Raw genomic sequence first — 15,222 nt, forward strand, 5'->3', positions numbered from 1 at the left:
CAGGTCGGGGATGCCGGGCCGCAGGTCGTAGCGCGACGGTGCCCGTGTTGCGGCGCGGGGCTCGGTCGCGGTGTCGGCCGCGGGCGCGAGTTCGCGCGCACCGGTGGTACCCGTGCGGCCCGGGTGGCCGGGTCGCGGTGCACCCGCGGGTTGCGGGGGAGGAGGGGCTCCGAGGCTCTCCGCGACGCGCGTCGCCGAACCGGTCCGTGCCTCCAGCACTCCCTCGGCGACGAGCTGCCCGTAGGCCTCGGTCACGACCCAGCGCGAGACCCCGAGCGTCTCGGCGAGGGTCCGGCTCGGCGGCAGCGCGGCGCCGGGGGTGAGGCGTCCGTCATCGATCGCGCGGCGCAGGGCCGACTCCACGCGATCGCGCAGCAGGCCGCCCTCGACGTCGGAGCCGAGATCGATCAGGGTCTCCCACGCGAGAATCGGTCTGGTGTTCTGCATCGTGATTGGAGTGTAGCGCCGGACCGATAGCTCTCTAGCGTGGAGCCGTCCCCGAGAAAGGAACCCCCATGCAGTACCGCACCCTCTCCGACGGCCGCACGTCTTTCGACGTCTCCACGCTCTGCCTCGGTGCCATGAACTTCGGCACCCGCACCGACGAAGAGACCTCGCGCGCCATCCTCGACCGCTTCGTCGAGGCCGGTGGCACGTTCATCGACACCGCGAACAACTACAGCCTCTGGGCGGGAGGTCACGGGCGCGAGAGCGAGCAGCTCCTCGGCCGCTGGCTGCACGACCGAGGCAACCGCGACGGCGTCCGCATCGCGACCAAGATCGGCGCCGCCCAGAAGGATCCGGCGAAGCCGCTGTCCAACACCCCTCCGACGAACTTCGAGGGGCTGTCGGCCGAGGTCATCCGGCGGCAGGGCCCCGAGAGCGCGCGCCAGCTCGGCATCGACCGCATCGACGTGCTCTACGGTCACGTGGACGACACCGAGGTGCCGCTCGCCGAGACCGTCGGTGCGTTCGGGGAACTGCAGCGCGCGGGGCTCGTCGGCATCGCGGGCATCTCCAACGTGCCCACCTGGCGCGTGGTGGAGGCACGGGAGGAGGCCCAGCGCCAGGGCGTCGCGCCGTACGGCGTCGTGCAGCAGCAGTACAGCTATCTGTATCCGGCGCCCCGGCTCGGGCGGAACAACTTCGTGACGCCCGAGCTGCTGAGCTATGCGGCCTCGACCGGCACGGACGAGCGACCCCCGCTCGCGATCACCGTGTACTCACCGCTGCACCAGGGCGCCATCGCCCGGGTGGACAAGCCGCTGTGGGGCGGTGTCGACCACCCCTCCAGTCACGTCCGCCGCGCGCTGCTGCACGAGGTCGCCGCGGAGCTCGGAGCGACCGCGAACCAGGTCGCCCTCGCGTGGCTGCTCGGCGCCGAGGTGCCCGTCATCCCCGTGGTCGGCGTCTCCAGCGTCGCGCAGCTCGACGAGGCTCTCGGTGCCGCCGACCTCGTGCTCGACGCGGAGGTGCGCGCCCGTCTCGACGCGGAACCCGGAGAGGACTGATCCCCGCCGCACGGCCGAGGGCCCGACACCGTGCGGTGTCGGGCCCTCGTGCGCGTGACCCGGAGATTCAGGTCTCGAAGGACGACGGCACCGCGCAGTAGTCCGCGAAGCGGCGGGCGGGGTGCGCGGGATCCGTGAGGTCGACGAGGGCGTTCGCGGCCGTGTGCGGCGGCTCCTCCCCGGCGAGCTGCCAGAGCACGGAGTTCCACAGGCCACGCGCCGTGGGCGACACCACCGCGGCGGGACCGGAGACGAGCAGGATGGTGCCGTCCGCGCTGCCGGTGCGGAACGGTGTGATGATGAGGGCACGCAGCGCCGTCTCGTCCACCGCGGTGAGGTGCACGCGCTCCACCGTCTGGTCCGCGGCGGTGAGCGCGGTGGCGAGCGCATCGGCGGCGAGGCGCGACCGCTCGGCATCGGCTCCCGCGACCGCGAACAGCCGGCGGCCGCGCGGATACAGGTGCAGGAACTCCTCGGCGATGCCGGTCCACACGTCGCTCATGGGTCCAGGCTACGCCCGCACCGGACGACCGGGGCCGCACCGGACGCACCGGTGCCGCGGGCCTCTCGACCCGCGGCACCCGTGTCCCGCGCTCAGTCCTCGTCGATCAGGAAGCGGCTGTACGCGCCGAGGGTGAGGAACGCGGGGAACTCCTCCTGCAGGGCGACCTCGCGGAAGATCTCGGCCGCGTCGTCGAAGCGGTCCCCGTCGCGGCGGTCCACCCCGTCCAGCACCTCCGCGATCAGCCCCTCCACGTACTCGACCGTGATCGGGGTGCCGTCCTGCGTCGTGCGGTCCTGGTGGATCCACTGCCACACCTGCGACCGGCTGATCTCGGCGGTCGCCGCGTCTTCCATGAGGTTGTCGATCGCCACCGCTCCGAGCCCGCGCAGCCACGCCTCCAGGTAGCGGATCGCGACCGACACGTTGTCGCGCACGCCCTGTGCGGTGATCGGCCGCCCGATGTGCAGGTCGAGCAGGTCCTCGGGGGTGACGTGCACCTCGGGGCGCTGCCGGTCGACCTGGTTCGGACGGTCGCCGAGCACCGCGTCGAACTCGGCCTGCGCCGTGGGGATGAGGTCGGGGTGGGCGACCCAGGTGCCGTCGAAGCCGTCACCGGCCTCGCGCTTCTTGTCGGCCGACACCTTCTCCACCGCGCGCGCCGTGACCTCGGGATCGCGGCGGTTGGGGATGAACGCGCTCATGCCGCCGATCGCGAAGGCCCCGCGCTTGTGGCACGTCTGCACCAGCAGCTCGGTGTACGCCCGCATGAACGGGACCGTCATCGTCACCTCGCTGCGGTCCGGCAGCACGAACCGGGCTCCGCGCCCGCGGTAGTTCTTGATGATCGAGAAGATGTAGTCCCAGCGACCGGCGTTGAGGCCCGCGCAGTGGTCGCGCAGCTCGTACAGGATCTCGTCCATCTCGAACGCGGCGGGCAGCGTCTCGATCAGCACGGTCGCGCGGATGGTGCCGTGCGGGATCCCGACGTACTCCTCACTGAAGGAGAACACGTCGTCCCACAGCTTCGCCTCCTCGCTGGACTCGAGCTTGGCGAGGTAGAAGTACGGCCCGCGGCCGCCGTCGATCAGCGCCTGCGCGTTGTGCAGGAAGTAGAGGCCGAAGTCGACCAGCGAGCCGGAGGCCGAGGTGCGGCGGCCGGCGCGGTCGATGAACCCGATGTGCTTCTCGGGCAGGTGCCAGCCGCGCGGGCGCATCACGATCGTGGGCGTGCGCTCGGCGGAGACGCGGTACTCCTTGCCCTCGGGGGAGGTGAAGGACAGCTCGCCGCGGATGGCGTCGCGCAGCGACAGCTGCCCCTCGATCACGTTCTTCCAGGTGGGGCTCGTGGCGTCCTCCTGGTCGGCGAGCCAGACGCGGGCGCCCGAGTTGAGGGCGTTGATGGTCATCTTCGGGTCGGTGGGCCCGGTGATCTCGACGCGGCGGTCCTCCAGCCCGGGGCCGGCACCCGCGACGCGCCAGTCGGCGTCGGCGCGGATGTGCGCGGTGTCGTCACGGAAGCGCGGGTCGTGGCCGTTGCCGATCTCGAAGCGGCGGCGCAGGCGGTCGGCCAGGCGGTCGTGGCGGCGAGAGGCGAAGCGGTGGTGCAGCTCGGTGAGGAAGGCGATCGCCGCGGGGGTGAGGATCTCGTCGTAGCGGTCGCGGATCGGTCCGGTGACCTCGATCGCAGGTCCCTGCCGGGTCGTCGGGATCGGGGCGGTGGTCGGGGGAGCGGTGGGAGTGGTCATGATGCGGATCCTTTGCAGAGGTGGGGATCAGTGGAACTGGGCGGCCTCGGTGGAGCCGGCGAGGGCCAGGGTCGCGCTGTCGGGGTTGAGCGCGGTGGAGATCACGTCGAAGTAGCCGGTGCCCGCCTCGCGCTGATGCTTGGTGGCGGTGTAGCCGTCGGCCTCGGCGGCGAACTCGGCCTCCTGCAGCTCGACGTAGGCGCTCATGGCGCGCTCGGCGTAGCCGCGGGCGAGGTCGAACATGGAGTGGTTCAGGGCGTGGAAGCCCGCCAGCGTGATGAACTGGAACTTGTAGCCCAGGTCGGCCAGCTCCTGCTGGAACGTCGCGATCTCGGCGTCCGACAGGTGGCGCTTCCAGTTGAAGCTCGGGGAGCAGTTGTAGGCCAGGAGCTTGCCGGGGAACTCGGCGTGGATCGCCGCGGCGAACTCCCGGGCGAGCTCGATGTCGGGCTCACCGGTCTCGACCCACAGCAGGTCGGCGTAGGGCGCGAAGGCGAGCCCACGGCTGATGACCGATTCGATGCCGGGACGGATGCGGTAGAACCCCTCGGTCGTGCGCTCGCCGGTGGTGAACTCCCGGTCGCGATCGTCGACGTCGCTCGTGAGCAGGTCGGCGGCCAGGGCGTCGGTGCGGGCGATGATCACGGTCGGCACCCCGGCGACGTCGGCCGCCAGTCGCGCGGCGTTCAGCGTGCGGATGTGCTGCTGCGTGGGGACGAGCACCTTGCCGCCCAGGTGACCGCACTTCTTCTCGCTCGCGAGCTGGTCCTCCCAGTGGATCGCGGCGGCGCCGGCCTGGATGAGCGACTGCGCGAGCTCGTAGGCGTTGAGAGGCCCACCGAATCCGGCCTCCGCGTCGGCGACGATCGGGGCGAGCCAGTCCTGCGTGATCTCGCCCTCGGCGTGCTCGAGCTGGTCCTGCCGGAGCAGCGCGTTGTTGATGCGGCGGACCACGGCGGGCACCGAGTTCGCGGGGTAGAGCGACTGGTCGGGGTAGGTCTGCCCGGCGAGGTTGCCGTCGGCGGCGACCTGCCACCCGGAGAGGTAGATGGCCTTGAGCCCGGCCCGCACCTGCTGCACGGCTTGCCCGCCGGTGTAGGCGCCGAGCGCCCGGACGTAGTCCTCGGTGTGCAGGAGGTTCCACAGGTTCTCGGCACCGCGGTGCGCGAGGGTGGCGTCCTCGCGGACGGAGCCTCGGATGCGAATGACGTCGTCGGCGGAGTAGGTGCGCTCGACGCCGTCCCAGCGGGGGTCGGTGTCCCAGATCTCCTGGAGCTCCGCCGCCGTCTGAACCTGGTCGCCGGCGCGCAGGCCGGCGGGGCGCGGGGTGGGGTTCGATGCGGTGTTCGTCATGGTGTCTCCTCGGATGGAACCGGCGTCGGTGCCGGTGGCGTGGTCCCACTCTGTGTGAACTTCGGCGCTCTTCTCGGCCGGATCGAAGGAGAAGTTTGCCCTTCTTTCTGTTTTCGTGACAGAATCCCCGCCATGACCAGCACCGAGGCCGCAGACGACACCGACGCCCTCACGATCGGGCGACGGATCCGTCAGCTGCGCACCGCTCAGGGGATGACCCTCGAAGAGCTCGCGACGGCGGTGGACCGCGCTCCCAGTCAGCTGTCGATGATCGAGACCGGCAAGCGCGAGCCCAAGCTCACGCAGCTCCAGGCGATCGCGCGAGCGCTCGGGGTCACGATCGACGCGCTGCTGGAGGGCGAGCCGCTCGACGAGCGCAGCAGCCTGGAGGTCGCGCTGGAGCGGGCGATGAAGGGCCAGACGTTCCGGGCGCTCGGCATCGATCCGTTCCGCATCGCGAAGACCGTGCCGACCGATGCGCTGAAGGCGGTGCTCGCGCTCCACGGCGAGATCGACCGGCTGCGGGACGAGCGGGCGGCCACGCCGGAGGAGGCGCGGCGGGCGAACGTGGAGCTGCGGCACCTGATGCGGAGGCAGGACAACCACTTCGCCGACCTCGAGGCCAAGGCGTCGGAGATCCTCGCCGCGGTCGGGCACCCGGGCGGACCCCTCACGCAGCGGACGGCCTCGGAGATCGCCGCCTACCTCGGCTTCACGCTGCACTACGCCCCCGACCTGCCGCAGACCACCCGCAGCGTCGCCGATCTCGCCCACGGACGGCTCTACCTGTCGAGCAGCGTCCCGGCCAAGGGTGATGCGCGGACGGCGGTGCTGCAGGCGCTCTCGAGCCGGATCCTCGGGCACGCCGAGCCGCGCAGCTACGCCGAGTTCCTGCGGCAGCGCGTCGAGACGAACTACCTCACGGGCGCCCTCCTCATCCCGGAGGCCCACGTCGTGCCGACGCTCAAGGACGCGAAGCAGCGGCGTGCGATCTCGATCGAGGACCTCCGCGACGCCTACTCCGTGTCGTACGAGACGGCCGCGCACCGCTTCACCAACCTCGCGACACGGCACCTCGACATCCCGGTGCACTTCCTCAAGGTGCACGAGTCGGGCACCATCACCAAGGCGTACGAGAACGACGACGTGAACTTCCCGACCGATCGGCTGGGCGCGATCGAGGGACAGATGTGCTGTCGACGGTGGACCTCGCGGGTCGTGTTCGACGAGGACGACCGCTTCAACCCGTACTACCAGTACACGGACACGGGCAACGGGACCTATTGGTGCACGGCCCGGGTCGAGGCGTCGAGCGAGGGGCTGCACTCCGTGAGCGTGGGGGTGCGGTTCGACGACACGAAGTGGTTCGTGGGCCGCGACACCCCGCACCGCGGCGTCTCGAAGCACTCGGTCGAGGTGTGCTGCCGCCGTGCCCCCGCGGAGCTGGAGGAGCGGTGGCGCGAACAGTCGTGGCCCAACGTGAAGACCCCGCGCACGCTGCTGGCGACCCTGCCCACCGGCGCCTTCCCCGGCGTGGACACCACCGACGTGTACGAGTTCCTGGAGGCCCACGCGCCGCGGTGACCCCGCTCGGTACGCTCGGTCGATGAGCAGTGCGGTGTTCCCCGGTCCCCTCGGCCCGATGCCCGAGGCGGGTGCCGCCGCGGTCGTGTGGATGCCCCCGCAGGCGGATGCTCCGGGGCCGGTCCGGTTCGTCGACGGCTTCGAGCCTTTCGCCGAATTCGCGCGGGGCCACGAGGTCGACCCCGCGCTGCTCGCCGTCGATCTCGGGGCGACGTGGGACTTCGTCGCCGGTCATCCTGAGGTCCTCGAGAGCGAGACGCTGGCCGCGGGGGCGGCGCGGTTCGTGGGGAACGTCATCGCGGTCGTGCACCCGGCCGCGACATGGCGGATGACGAGTGAGCCGGAGATCGGGACCAACACCCTCTCGATCCCGGTCGCGGGTCTCGTGCAGGGGATGGTGCAGCAGCCCGGCCAGCGGGATGCGTTCCTGCAGATGCTCGCTCCGTGGGAGCAGGACGACATCGATGACGAGGAGATGAGGGCGCTGTCCGCGGAGGATTCGGCTCCCGCGGTCGTCGTCGTCCCGGCGCGCGCGTATGTCCGGCCTGCTCTCCCGATCCTGACCTTCCACGACGACCGCGGCGAGGGGATCCCCTACGGGCACCGCTGGCCCGACGGCATCGCGCCGGAGGAGTCGTACTCCCGGGAATCCCACCCGGAGCGCTTCGCACCGCTGTCCCTCGTGGTCGACGCGCTCATCGAGCACCTCCGTCGCGAGTACGAGGTCGAGGTGCGGCGAGAGAGGGGGGAGGGAGGGACCGAGCACGTCGTGCTCGAACCGGCGCGCGGTGCGCAGATCACGATCACGCCGGGCGTTCCCTCCGTCCGCATCGATGCGGGTGCCCACTTCCACGCGATCGTGCCCTCGTGCATCTGCGATGCCTGCGACGAGACCGCCGAGACCGCGGCGGACGAGCTGGAGCGGATCGTGCTGTCGGTCGCCGCCGGGGGCTTCCGGGAGAAGTACCCCGTGGGTCGCCGTGCGTGGCTGTACACGGAGATCCGGTCGCCGGACGGCGAGCGGCGGGAGAGCAGCTCCGGTCCTGCACCGGAGATGCCCGCCGAGGCGCGAGAGCGCGCGGCCGCCCTGCTGCGCGGGCTCGACGACGGCTGGTGGCCCGCCTGGCCGCTCCGCTCCATCCCCGCCTGACCCCGCCCGACCCCGGCCCCACCTCCGCCCCGTCGTGCCCCGCATGCACGACGGTGTTCCGCGTGCACGACCCGACGGTCGGGAGAGTCGTGCGCCCGTCGCCCGATCGTGCCGGATGAACCTAGTTTGATCTTGCTTAGTCAAGATTGACTATGTTACTTTCATCGAGCCATCAATGACGAACGGCCGAGAAGGGACCCTCATGGCTACTTCCTCTGCGGAAACCCGATTCCGCACCACTGCCACCCTGACGTGCGTTCTCGCCGCCACGCTGACGCTCGGAGCATGCTCCGCGCAGACGCCGGGCGGCGATACCGCCCCCACGAGCGCAGACGGATCCGACGCCTGCCAGCGCAACCAGGACGCCGGCACCATCACCTACATCTCCGGCTACGGCTACTCCGCTAGCGCCGGGCAGCTCGACGTGTTCCTCGCGAAGGAGCTCGGCTACTTCGACGACCTCTGCCTCGATGTCGAGATCAACGCCTCCGGCGCGAACGGACAGCAGCTCGTCGCCTCCGGTCAAGCGCAGTTCACCGCCCTCGGCTCCGCGTCCGACGTGATGCTCGCCGCCGCCAACAGCAAGAACCTCACGGCCGTCGCGACCTACGGCACGACCCCGCCGTTCTCGATCTTCGGCAACGAGAAGCTCGAGGACCTCACCGACCTCGAGGGCGGCTCGCTCGGCTACTTCATCAACCTCACGCCCATCGCCTCGGCCATGCTCGACGAGGCCGGCGTCGACGTGTCGAAGGTCGAGATGGTGAAGATGACCAACTACGACCCCACCGTGGTCGTGCGCGAGCAGGTCGACGCGATCGTCGGCTACGCCTCCAACCAGCCGCAGACCCTCAAGGCGCAGGACCTCCCGTTCAGCGAGTTCCTGCCGTCCGACCTCGGCGTCGAGGGCACCTACAACGTGATGGAGGTGAACTCGCGTTTCCTCGCCGAGCACCGCGAGGTCGCCGCCGACTTCCTGCGCGCGAGCCTCAAGGCGCTGCAGTTCTGCCTCGACGAGTCCGACGAGTGCATCGACATGCTCGCCGAGCTCGCGGAGGAGAACGGCCAGGGCGCCGCGTTCCCGCGCGACCAGCTCGCCCGCACGTGGGAGGTCGAGTCGGCCTGGGTGCGCGAGAGCGCGGGCGGCAACCCTGGCGTGCAGACCGAGGCCATGTGGGAGCCCGAGTACGAGATCGTGCAGGAGTACGGCGACGTGAAGAACCTGCCCGCGATCGCCGACATGATGGACCCCGACCTGGTGGCCGACCTCTACGACGGCGACGAGCTCATCTGGACGGCGAAGTGATGACCGCGGCCACAGGCGCCGGCGTCGAGGTGCGCAACGTCTCGAAGTCGTTCGGGGTCGACGGAGCCAGGGTCACCGTGCTCGACGACGTGAGCCTCACGATCGGCATGGGCGAGTTCGTGTCGGTGATCGGCCCGAGCGGCTGCGGCAAGTCGACGCTGCTCAAGGTCGTCGCCGGGCTCCTCGACGCCGACTCGGGCACCGTGACCATCGACGGCGAGAGCGTCACCGCGGCATCCCGCGACAAGAAGATCGGCCTCGTGCCGCAGTCGCCCGCCCTGCTTCCGTGGAAGACCGTGCGCGAGAACGTCGAGCTCCCCGTGCGGATCAACCGCGGGGCGAACGGCGACCGCGCCCTCCGCGACCCCGCGGAGCTGCTGTCGACCTTCGGCCTCGGGCATGCCCTGAAGAAGTACCCCGGGCAGCTGTCCGGCGGCATGCAGCAGCGCGCCGCGATCGCCAGGGCCTTCGTGTTCGACCCGGCGATCATGCTGATGGACGAACCGTTCTCGGCCCTCGACGAGATGAACCGCGACCTGCAGCGCATCGCCCTGCTGGACTTCTGGCAGTCCAACCGCAAGGCCGTCATGTTCGTCACGCACTCCGTGCCCGAGGCCATCATGCTCTCGGACCGGATCGTGGTGATGGCAGCCCACCCCGGGCGCATCGCCGAGGTGATCGACGTGAACCTGCCGCGGCCCCGCACCGAGGAGGCGTACGCCACCGACGAGTTCCGCGACCTGGAAGCAGTCGTGCGCGGTGCGCTGCGCGCGCAGACGGAGAAGGCCCATGTCTGAGCTGACCATGAGAGACACCACCGCCACCCTCGCCACCGCGCGCCTGCGCGAGACCCCCCGCCGCGGCGTCCCGTCGTGGCTGCGCTGGGGATCGTGGCTGCCCACCCTCATCACCTTCGTGATCGCGGCGCTGCTGTGGCAGATCGTCGCATGGACCAACCCCTATGTGCTGCCCACGCTGGAGGCGATCGGAGGAAGCCTCGTCGACGACGCGGGCATGTACTGGTCGAACTTCCTGGTGACGCTGCTCGAAGTGGTGGTCGGCGCCTCGGCCGGCATCCTCGCCGGGTTCCTGCTGGCGGTGGTGATGGCCGAGTTCCAGATCATCGAACGGGCCGTCATGCCGCTCGTGATCATCGTGATGGTCACGCCGATCGTCGCGATCGCCCCCGCGCTGGTCGTCGCGTTCGGCTTCGGCATGGTGCCGAAGTTCATCGTGACCGGGCTGGTGGTGTTCTTCCCGATGCTGGTCAACTCGCTCGCCGGACTCCGCGACGTCGACCAGAAGGCGCTCGACGTGTTCAAGACCCTGCACGCCTCGCGGTGGGAGATCTTCCGCGAACTGCGATTCCCGGGCAGCATGCCCTACGTCTTCGCCGGGCTGCGGATCGCCCTGCCGCTGGCCGTGGTCGGAGCCGCGGTCGCGGAGTTCGTCGCCGCCGGGCAGCAGGCCGGCCTCGGCTCGCTCGTCACCACCTCCGCCGCACAGGCGAACCTCCCCGTCACCTGGGCCAGCATCGCGCTGCTCTGCCTGCTCGGCGTGCTCCTGATCGTGCTCCTCGCGGTCGTGCGCAAGCGCGTCCTGTGGTGGAGCGACGGCGAGGTCACCGCCAAGGGCTGACCCGGCCCACCCGCCCCGGGGGTGCGCCCCCGCCCCGGGGTTCCCCCGGCGTGCCCGGACGCCCCACGACGACACCACCCACCCACAAGGAAGGCACCCGCCATGACCGATCACCCCGTGAAGCAGCTGCGCCTCGGCCTCTTCGAGAACGCGCAGGCGAACGACTCCGGCACTGCGACCTGGCGCCACCCGGACAACGGGCGCTACCTCTTCGACCGACTCGACTACTGGCGCGACACCGCGCGCATGGCGGAGGACGCGGGCTTCGACTTCCTGTTCCTCGCCGACGCGTGGGGGTGGGCCGACGTCGCGGGCGAGCGTCCCGACATCTGCTCGATCGAAGGCCTCGACCTGCCGCGACTCGACCCCGCCGTGCTCCTCGCGGCTCTCATTCCGCAGACCACGCGCCTCGGACTCGTCGCCACCGGGTCGACGCTGCTGGAGCCGCCCTACGCGTTCGCGCGGCGCATGGCCAGCCTCGACATCCTGTCCGGCGGGCGCATCGGCTGGAACGTCGTCACGACCGGCACCGCCGACACCGCCGTGCAGGGCTTCGGGGTGCCGATGGTCGGGCACGACGAGCGCTACCTGATGGCCGACGACTTCATGCAGGTCGTGTACAAGCTGTGGGAGCAGGCGTGGGAGGAGGGGGCGCTCGAGCGCGACAAGTCCGGCCGCTTCGCCGACCCGGCCAAGGTGCACCGCATCGCGCACGACGGCCCGTACTTCCGCTCGCACGGCTACGGCAACACGCAGCGCTCGCCGCAGGGCACCCCGGTGCTGTTCCAGGCGGGCGCGTCTCCGGCCGGCCGCGAGTTCGGCGGCAAGCACGGCGAGGCGATCTTCGTCGGCAGCGGCTCGGTCGAGCAGCTCCGCGGCCACGCGACCGCGATCCGCGAAGAGGCCGTGAAGAACGGCCGCGCCGCGCACGAGGTCAAGATCATGTCCGCGTTCGCCGCCGTCGTCGGCAGCACCGAGGAGGAGGCTCGTCGCACGTACGCCGAGGTCGCCGACGCCCAGAACCCCGAGGTCACGGTCGCCTCCTACGCCTGGTTCACCGGCCTCGACCTGTCGTCGTACGACCCGAGCACGCCCATGTCGGAGCTGAGCACGGAGCTGTCGCAGACCCAGGTCGCGCGCTTCGCCGACAAGACCGTGGGCGACGTGCTGGGCGACTGGCACGCGCACGGCGTCGGCGCCCGCCCGCTCGTCGGCACCCCGGAGCAGGTGGCCGACCGGATGATCGCGCTCGCCGACGGCGCCGACCTCGACGGCTTCCTGTTCGCCCCGGTCATCCCGCCGGCGTCCACGAAGGACTTCATCGAGCATGTGCTGCCGATCCTGAAGGAGCGCGGCGCGATCGCCGAGCCGTCCGACGAGCCGCAGTCGCTGCGCGAGCGGCTGATGGGAACCCCGACGCCCGCGCTGGCCGAGTCGCACGTGGGTTCGACGTACCGCCGGTCGATGGCGCGTGTCTGACGAGCTGTCCGGCGTCGCTGTCGTGGGGAGCGCGAACCTCGATCTGGTGGTCGAGGTGTCGCGCCCCCCGCGCATCGGCGAGACACTGCTGGGCCGCGCCGGCGGCCGTTTCGCGGGCGGCAAGGGCCTGAACCAGGCGGTCGCCGCGGCCCGCAGCGGCGCGCCGACGCGGTTCTGCGGTGTGGTCGGGACGGACGAGGGCGCCGCACTGCTGGAGCGCACGCTCGTCGACGCCGGGGTGACCTCGGCCCTGCGCCGCTCGGATACCGCCCCGACCGGGGTCGCGCACGTGCTGGCGTTGGAGGGCGGCGACAACAGCATCATCGTCGCGGCCGGCGCGAACGCCGAGCTGTCGCCGGAGGATGCGGTCGCCGGGGTCTCCGGGGCCGCCGTCGTGCTGGCGCAGCTCGAGGTGCCGGTGCCCGCGGTGTCGGCGGCACTGCGGGCGGCGCGCGACGCCGGCGCCACGACCGTGCTGAACGCCGCCCCAGCCCACGCCGCGACCCTCGGGCTGCTGGAGTGCGTGGACGTGCTCGTGGTGAACGAGACGGAGTGCGCGGAGCTCGGCGGCATCGACCTCCTGCACCGCGCCGGGGCCGCGACCGTGGTGCTCACGCGCGGCGCCGCGGGAGTGGACCTGCACCGCACCGGTCGCCCGGTTGTGCACGTCGAGGCGTTCCGTATCGATCCGGTCGACACGACGGGCGCGGGCGACGCGTTCTGCGGCGCGCTCGCCGGTGCGCTCGCCCGCCGGGTGCCGGTGGAGGACGCCCTCGTCCTCGCGTGCGCCGCGGGGGCGATCGTGGCGCTGCACCGGGGAGCGACCACTCCGGCGCTCACGCCCGAGGCGCTGGCGGAGCTGACGGCGACGCGCTGAGGCCGGTCCGGAGGGGACGGCGCGGGGTGCGGTCAGTCCTTCGCGGTGCTCTTCGTCGCCGTCTTCGCGGTGCTCTTCTTCGCGGTCGTTGCGGTGCTCTTCTTCGCCGTCGTTGCGGAGCTCTTCGTCGTGGCGGCCGCCGCCTCCCGCTCTGGCGTCGTGTCCTCGGCCGTCTCGCCGGCGAAGGCGTACTCGCCGGCCCGCAGCCGTTCCAGCAGGTCGAGAAGCCACTGCTTCTCGGCGGTGAGCCGGGCGGTGGAGAGGTCGAAGATCTCTCGCACGTACTTCGGCGTGGTCTCGGAGCGCAGGGTGTCCTGCACGTCGAAGCCGTTCTGCGTGATGATCGCGTCGCTCTTGATGAGGCGGTGCTCCAGGCCCGCGATGACCTCCTGGCGGCTCAGCACGAACATGAACGAGGCGACGGTCATGATCGCCTGGGTGTCGAAGGCCGCCACGTTCCAGAGGTTCTCGCGCAGCATCCGCTGCAGCTCGACCTCGCCCGATGGGGTGATGCGGTACGTGGTGCGGGCGGGGCGCTTGCCCTCGGCCTCGGTGCCGCTCTCCGTGATGTACCCGTCGACCTCCAGGGCCCGGAGGGCGTTGTAGATCGAGCCGGGCTGGATGTGCGCCCACTCGTCGACGTGCCAGGTCATCAGTTCTCGCCGGAGGAAGTAGCCGTGTACCGGCTGGAACTGCTTCACGGCGCCGAGGACGACGAGACGGGTGGTCGACATGTCGTTCATGCTAACGGCTGGGATGCGCGTTCCCGGTTGTTTGAGTGGTCAAATTTGTCTATAGTCGCCTTAGTCAAAGTTGACTACCGAAAGGACTCGTGATGACCACTGCCGTGACCGATGCCCTGCCGCGCGACCGTGCGCTCCGTCGTGCCTTCTCGGTCTATCCCACGGGGGTGGTCGCCCTCGCGGCCGTCGTGGACGACCGCGCCGTCGGGATGGCGGTCAACTCCTTCACCTCGATCTCCCTGGAGCCCGCTCTCGTCGCGGTCAGCGCCGCCCGCACCTCGAAGACCTGGCCGGTGCTGCGTGCCGTCCCGGAACTGGGGATGAGCGTCCTCGCGGCACACCACGAACCGCTCAGCCGCTCCCTGTCCGCGCGGGAGGGGGACCGGTTCGGGGGTCACGCCTGGCACCGCACCGACGGCGGGGCCGTGCTGGTGGCCGACGCCGCGCTCTGGCTCACCTGCCGTCTGCACAGCACGTTCGACGGTGGCGATCACGAGATCGCTCTGTACGAGATCCAGGACGTGACGCTCTTCGACGACGTCGAGCCGCTCGTGTTCCACCAGAGCCGCTACCGCGCGATCTCTCCCGCCGCAGACGTGTGAGCGCACCCGTCCGCGAGATCGCCGGAGTGGTCGTCACCGGCGACGGTCGAGGACGCGACCTCGGGTTCCCGACCGCCAACCTCGCCCTCGACGGCCCCGGTCTCCCCGCCGACGGCATCTACGCCGCGCTGGCCTGGCTCGACGACGAGCAGGAGGGGATGCCCGCGACCGTGAGCGTGGGTGCCAACCCGACCTTCCACGGCAGCCGGGAGCGCCGGGTGGAGGTGCACCTGCACGACACGGACCTCGACCTGTACGGGCACCGCCTCCGGGTCGAGCTGCTCTCGCTGCTGCGCCCGACGCTCTGCTTCGACACCGTCGCGGCCCTCGTAGCCCAGACCGCCGCCGACATCGAGCGCGCCGGGGCCCTCCTCGCGACGGTGCCGCGGGCGCGCACCGGACGCCCGGCCTCGCGCCGAGGGCACGGTTTCTCCGCGTGAACAGGCGGGGTGGTCGGCAGCAAGCCGCGCACTCGGCGAGGGGATGGGGCCGCGGGGGATGAGGTGGCGCGGGCCCGAGCCGGTGCAGGGGCGGGGCGCGGATCAGTCGCGCGCGGTCTGCAGCAGCGCCCAGAGCTCGGCGCGGGCGGGGAACGACGCCAGATCCACGCCCAGCATCGCCCCGGCCTGCGCGACCCGCGAGCGCAGGGTGTGCCGGTGGATGCCCAGCGCCGCGGCGGCCGGCTCCGCGCGTGCGTCGTGCTCCAGCCAGACCCGCAGCGTGTGCTCG

General features: G+C 71.2%; 16 protein-coding genes. 10 read left to right on the forward strand and 6 right to left on the reverse strand.

The genetic code is table 11. The annotated features are described in order from the left end of the window. The coding region (locus tag DW299_RS10935; RefSeq protein ID WP_136036589.1) for a GntR family transcriptional regulator at positions 1 to 447 on the reverse strand (447 nt) is incomplete at its 3' end. Between the two features lie 68 nt (positions 448 to 515). Between DW299_RS10935 and DW299_RS10940 the strand changes: the two genes are divergently transcribed. After that, a complete protein-coding gene (locus tag DW299_RS10940) occupies positions 516 to 1,511 on the forward strand; it encodes an aldo/keto reductase (protein ID WP_136029616.1) in 996 nt (331 codons plus the stop codon). A 67-nt stretch (positions 1,512 to 1,578) separates the two neighbouring features. Here the strand turns inward: DW299_RS10940 and DW299_RS10945 are convergent, their stop codons facing one another. The 3 genes from DW299_RS10945 to aceA all read right to left on the reverse strand — a co-directional run bounded on the left by DW299_RS10945 (position 1,579) and on the right by aceA (position 5,114). After that, positions 1,579 to 2,013 (reverse strand): hypothetical protein, encoded by a 435-nt coding sequence (locus DW299_RS10945; RefSeq protein WP_136029614.1) that lies wholly within the window; start codon positions 2,011 to 2,013, stop codon positions 1,579 to 1,581. A 92-nt stretch (positions 2,014 to 2,105) separates the two neighbouring features. After that, the gene (aceB, locus tag DW299_RS10950) at positions 2,106 to 3,761 is read right to left on the reverse strand and encodes a malate synthase A (protein ID WP_136036590.1); all 1,656 of its coding nucleotides are present in this window, start codon (positions 3,759 to 3,761) and stop codon (positions 2,106 to 2,108) included. Between the two features lie 27 nt (positions 3,762 to 3,788). Further along, a complete protein-coding gene (aceA, locus tag DW299_RS10955; protein ID WP_136036591.1) occupies positions 3,789 to 5,114 on the reverse strand; it encodes an isocitrate lyase in 1,326 nt (441 codons plus the stop codon). Between the two features lie 132 nt (positions 5,115 to 5,246). On the opposite strand from aceA, the gene DW299_RS10960 reads away from it, so the two are divergent. The 7 genes from DW299_RS10960 (at position 5,247) to DW299_RS10990 (ending at position 13,148) form a co-directional block, all read left to right on the forward strand. Next, the gene (locus DW299_RS10960) at positions 5,247 to 6,698 is read left to right on the forward strand and encodes a helix-turn-helix transcriptional regulator (RefSeq protein ID WP_136036592.1); all 1,452 of its coding nucleotides are present in this window, start codon (positions 5,247 to 5,249) and stop codon (positions 6,696 to 6,698) included. A 22-nt stretch (positions 6,699 to 6,720) separates the two neighbouring features. Then, a complete protein-coding gene (locus DW299_RS10965; protein ID WP_136036593.1) occupies positions 6,721 to 7,848 on the forward strand; it encodes a DUF6226 family protein in 1,128 nt (375 codons plus the stop codon). A gap of 202 nt (positions 7,849 to 8,050) precedes the next feature. After that, positions 8,051 to 9,154, forward strand: a complete 1,104-nt coding sequence (locus DW299_RS10970; protein WP_206252883.1) for an ABC transporter substrate-binding protein — start codon at positions 8,051 to 8,053, stop codon at positions 9,152 to 9,154. Then, entirely contained in the window at positions 9,154 to 9,951 is a 798-nt protein-coding gene (locus DW299_RS10975; RefSeq protein ID WP_136029602.1) for an ABC transporter ATP-binding protein, read from the forward strand. The genes DW299_RS10970 and DW299_RS10975 overlap by 1 nt, the downstream gene beginning before the upstream one ends. After that, complete coding sequence (locus tag DW299_RS10980) at positions 9,944 to 10,792, forward strand: ABC transporter permease (RefSeq protein WP_136029600.1); 849 nt, start codon at positions 9,944 to 9,946, stop codon at positions 10,790 to 10,792. The genes DW299_RS10975 and DW299_RS10980 overlap by 8 nt, the downstream gene beginning before the upstream one ends. A gap of 102 nt (positions 10,793 to 10,894) precedes the next feature. Next, positions 10,895 to 12,271 carry an NtaA/DmoA family FMN-dependent monooxygenase gene (locus tag DW299_RS10985; protein WP_136036595.1) on the forward strand — a complete coding sequence of 459 codons (1,377 nt, stop codon included), beginning with the start codon at positions 10,895 to 10,897 and terminating at the stop codon, positions 12,269 to 12,271. Then, positions 12,264 to 13,148, forward strand: coding sequence for a ribokinase (locus tag DW299_RS10990; protein WP_136036596.1), 885 nt, complete (start codon positions 12,264 to 12,266; stop codon positions 13,146 to 13,148). Before DW299_RS10985 ends, DW299_RS10990 begins: the two co-directional genes overlap by 8 nt. Positions 13,149 to 13,180: 32 nt before the next feature. Here DW299_RS10990 and DW299_RS10995 read toward each other — a convergent pair whose 3' ends face one another. Then, positions 13,181 to 13,882: a PadR family transcriptional regulator gene (locus tag DW299_RS10995; RefSeq protein ID WP_240745379.1), complete on the reverse strand. Its 702-nt coding sequence runs from the start codon at positions 13,880 to 13,882 to the stop codon at positions 13,181 to 13,183. A gap of 101 nt (positions 13,883 to 13,983) precedes the next feature. Here DW299_RS10995 and DW299_RS11000 point away from each other — a divergent pair, with 101 nt between their 5' ends. Together DW299_RS11000 and DW299_RS11005 are read left to right on the forward strand one after the other, a co-directional pair. Then, positions 13,984 to 14,493, forward strand: a complete 510-nt coding sequence (locus tag DW299_RS11000; RefSeq protein WP_136036597.1) for a flavin reductase family protein — start codon at positions 13,984 to 13,986, stop codon at positions 14,491 to 14,493. After that, positions 14,490 to 14,933: a riboflavin kinase gene (locus DW299_RS11005; protein ID WP_136036598.1), complete on the forward strand. Its 444-nt coding sequence runs from the start codon at positions 14,490 to 14,492 to the stop codon at positions 14,931 to 14,933. The genes DW299_RS11000 and DW299_RS11005 overlap by 4 nt, the downstream gene beginning before the upstream one ends. Positions 14,934 to 15,035: 102 nt before the next feature. Here DW299_RS11005 and DW299_RS11010 read toward each other — a convergent pair. Beyond that, on the reverse strand, positions 15,036 to 15,222 hold a 187-nt coding region (locus DW299_RS11010; RefSeq protein ID WP_136036599.1), incomplete at its 5' end, for a helix-turn-helix domain-containing protein.

Source organism: Microbacterium sp. K35, assembly GCF_004794375.1.
Lineage (GTDB): Bacteria > Actinomycetota > Actinomycetes > Actinomycetales > Microbacteriaceae > Microbacterium > Microbacterium sufflavum.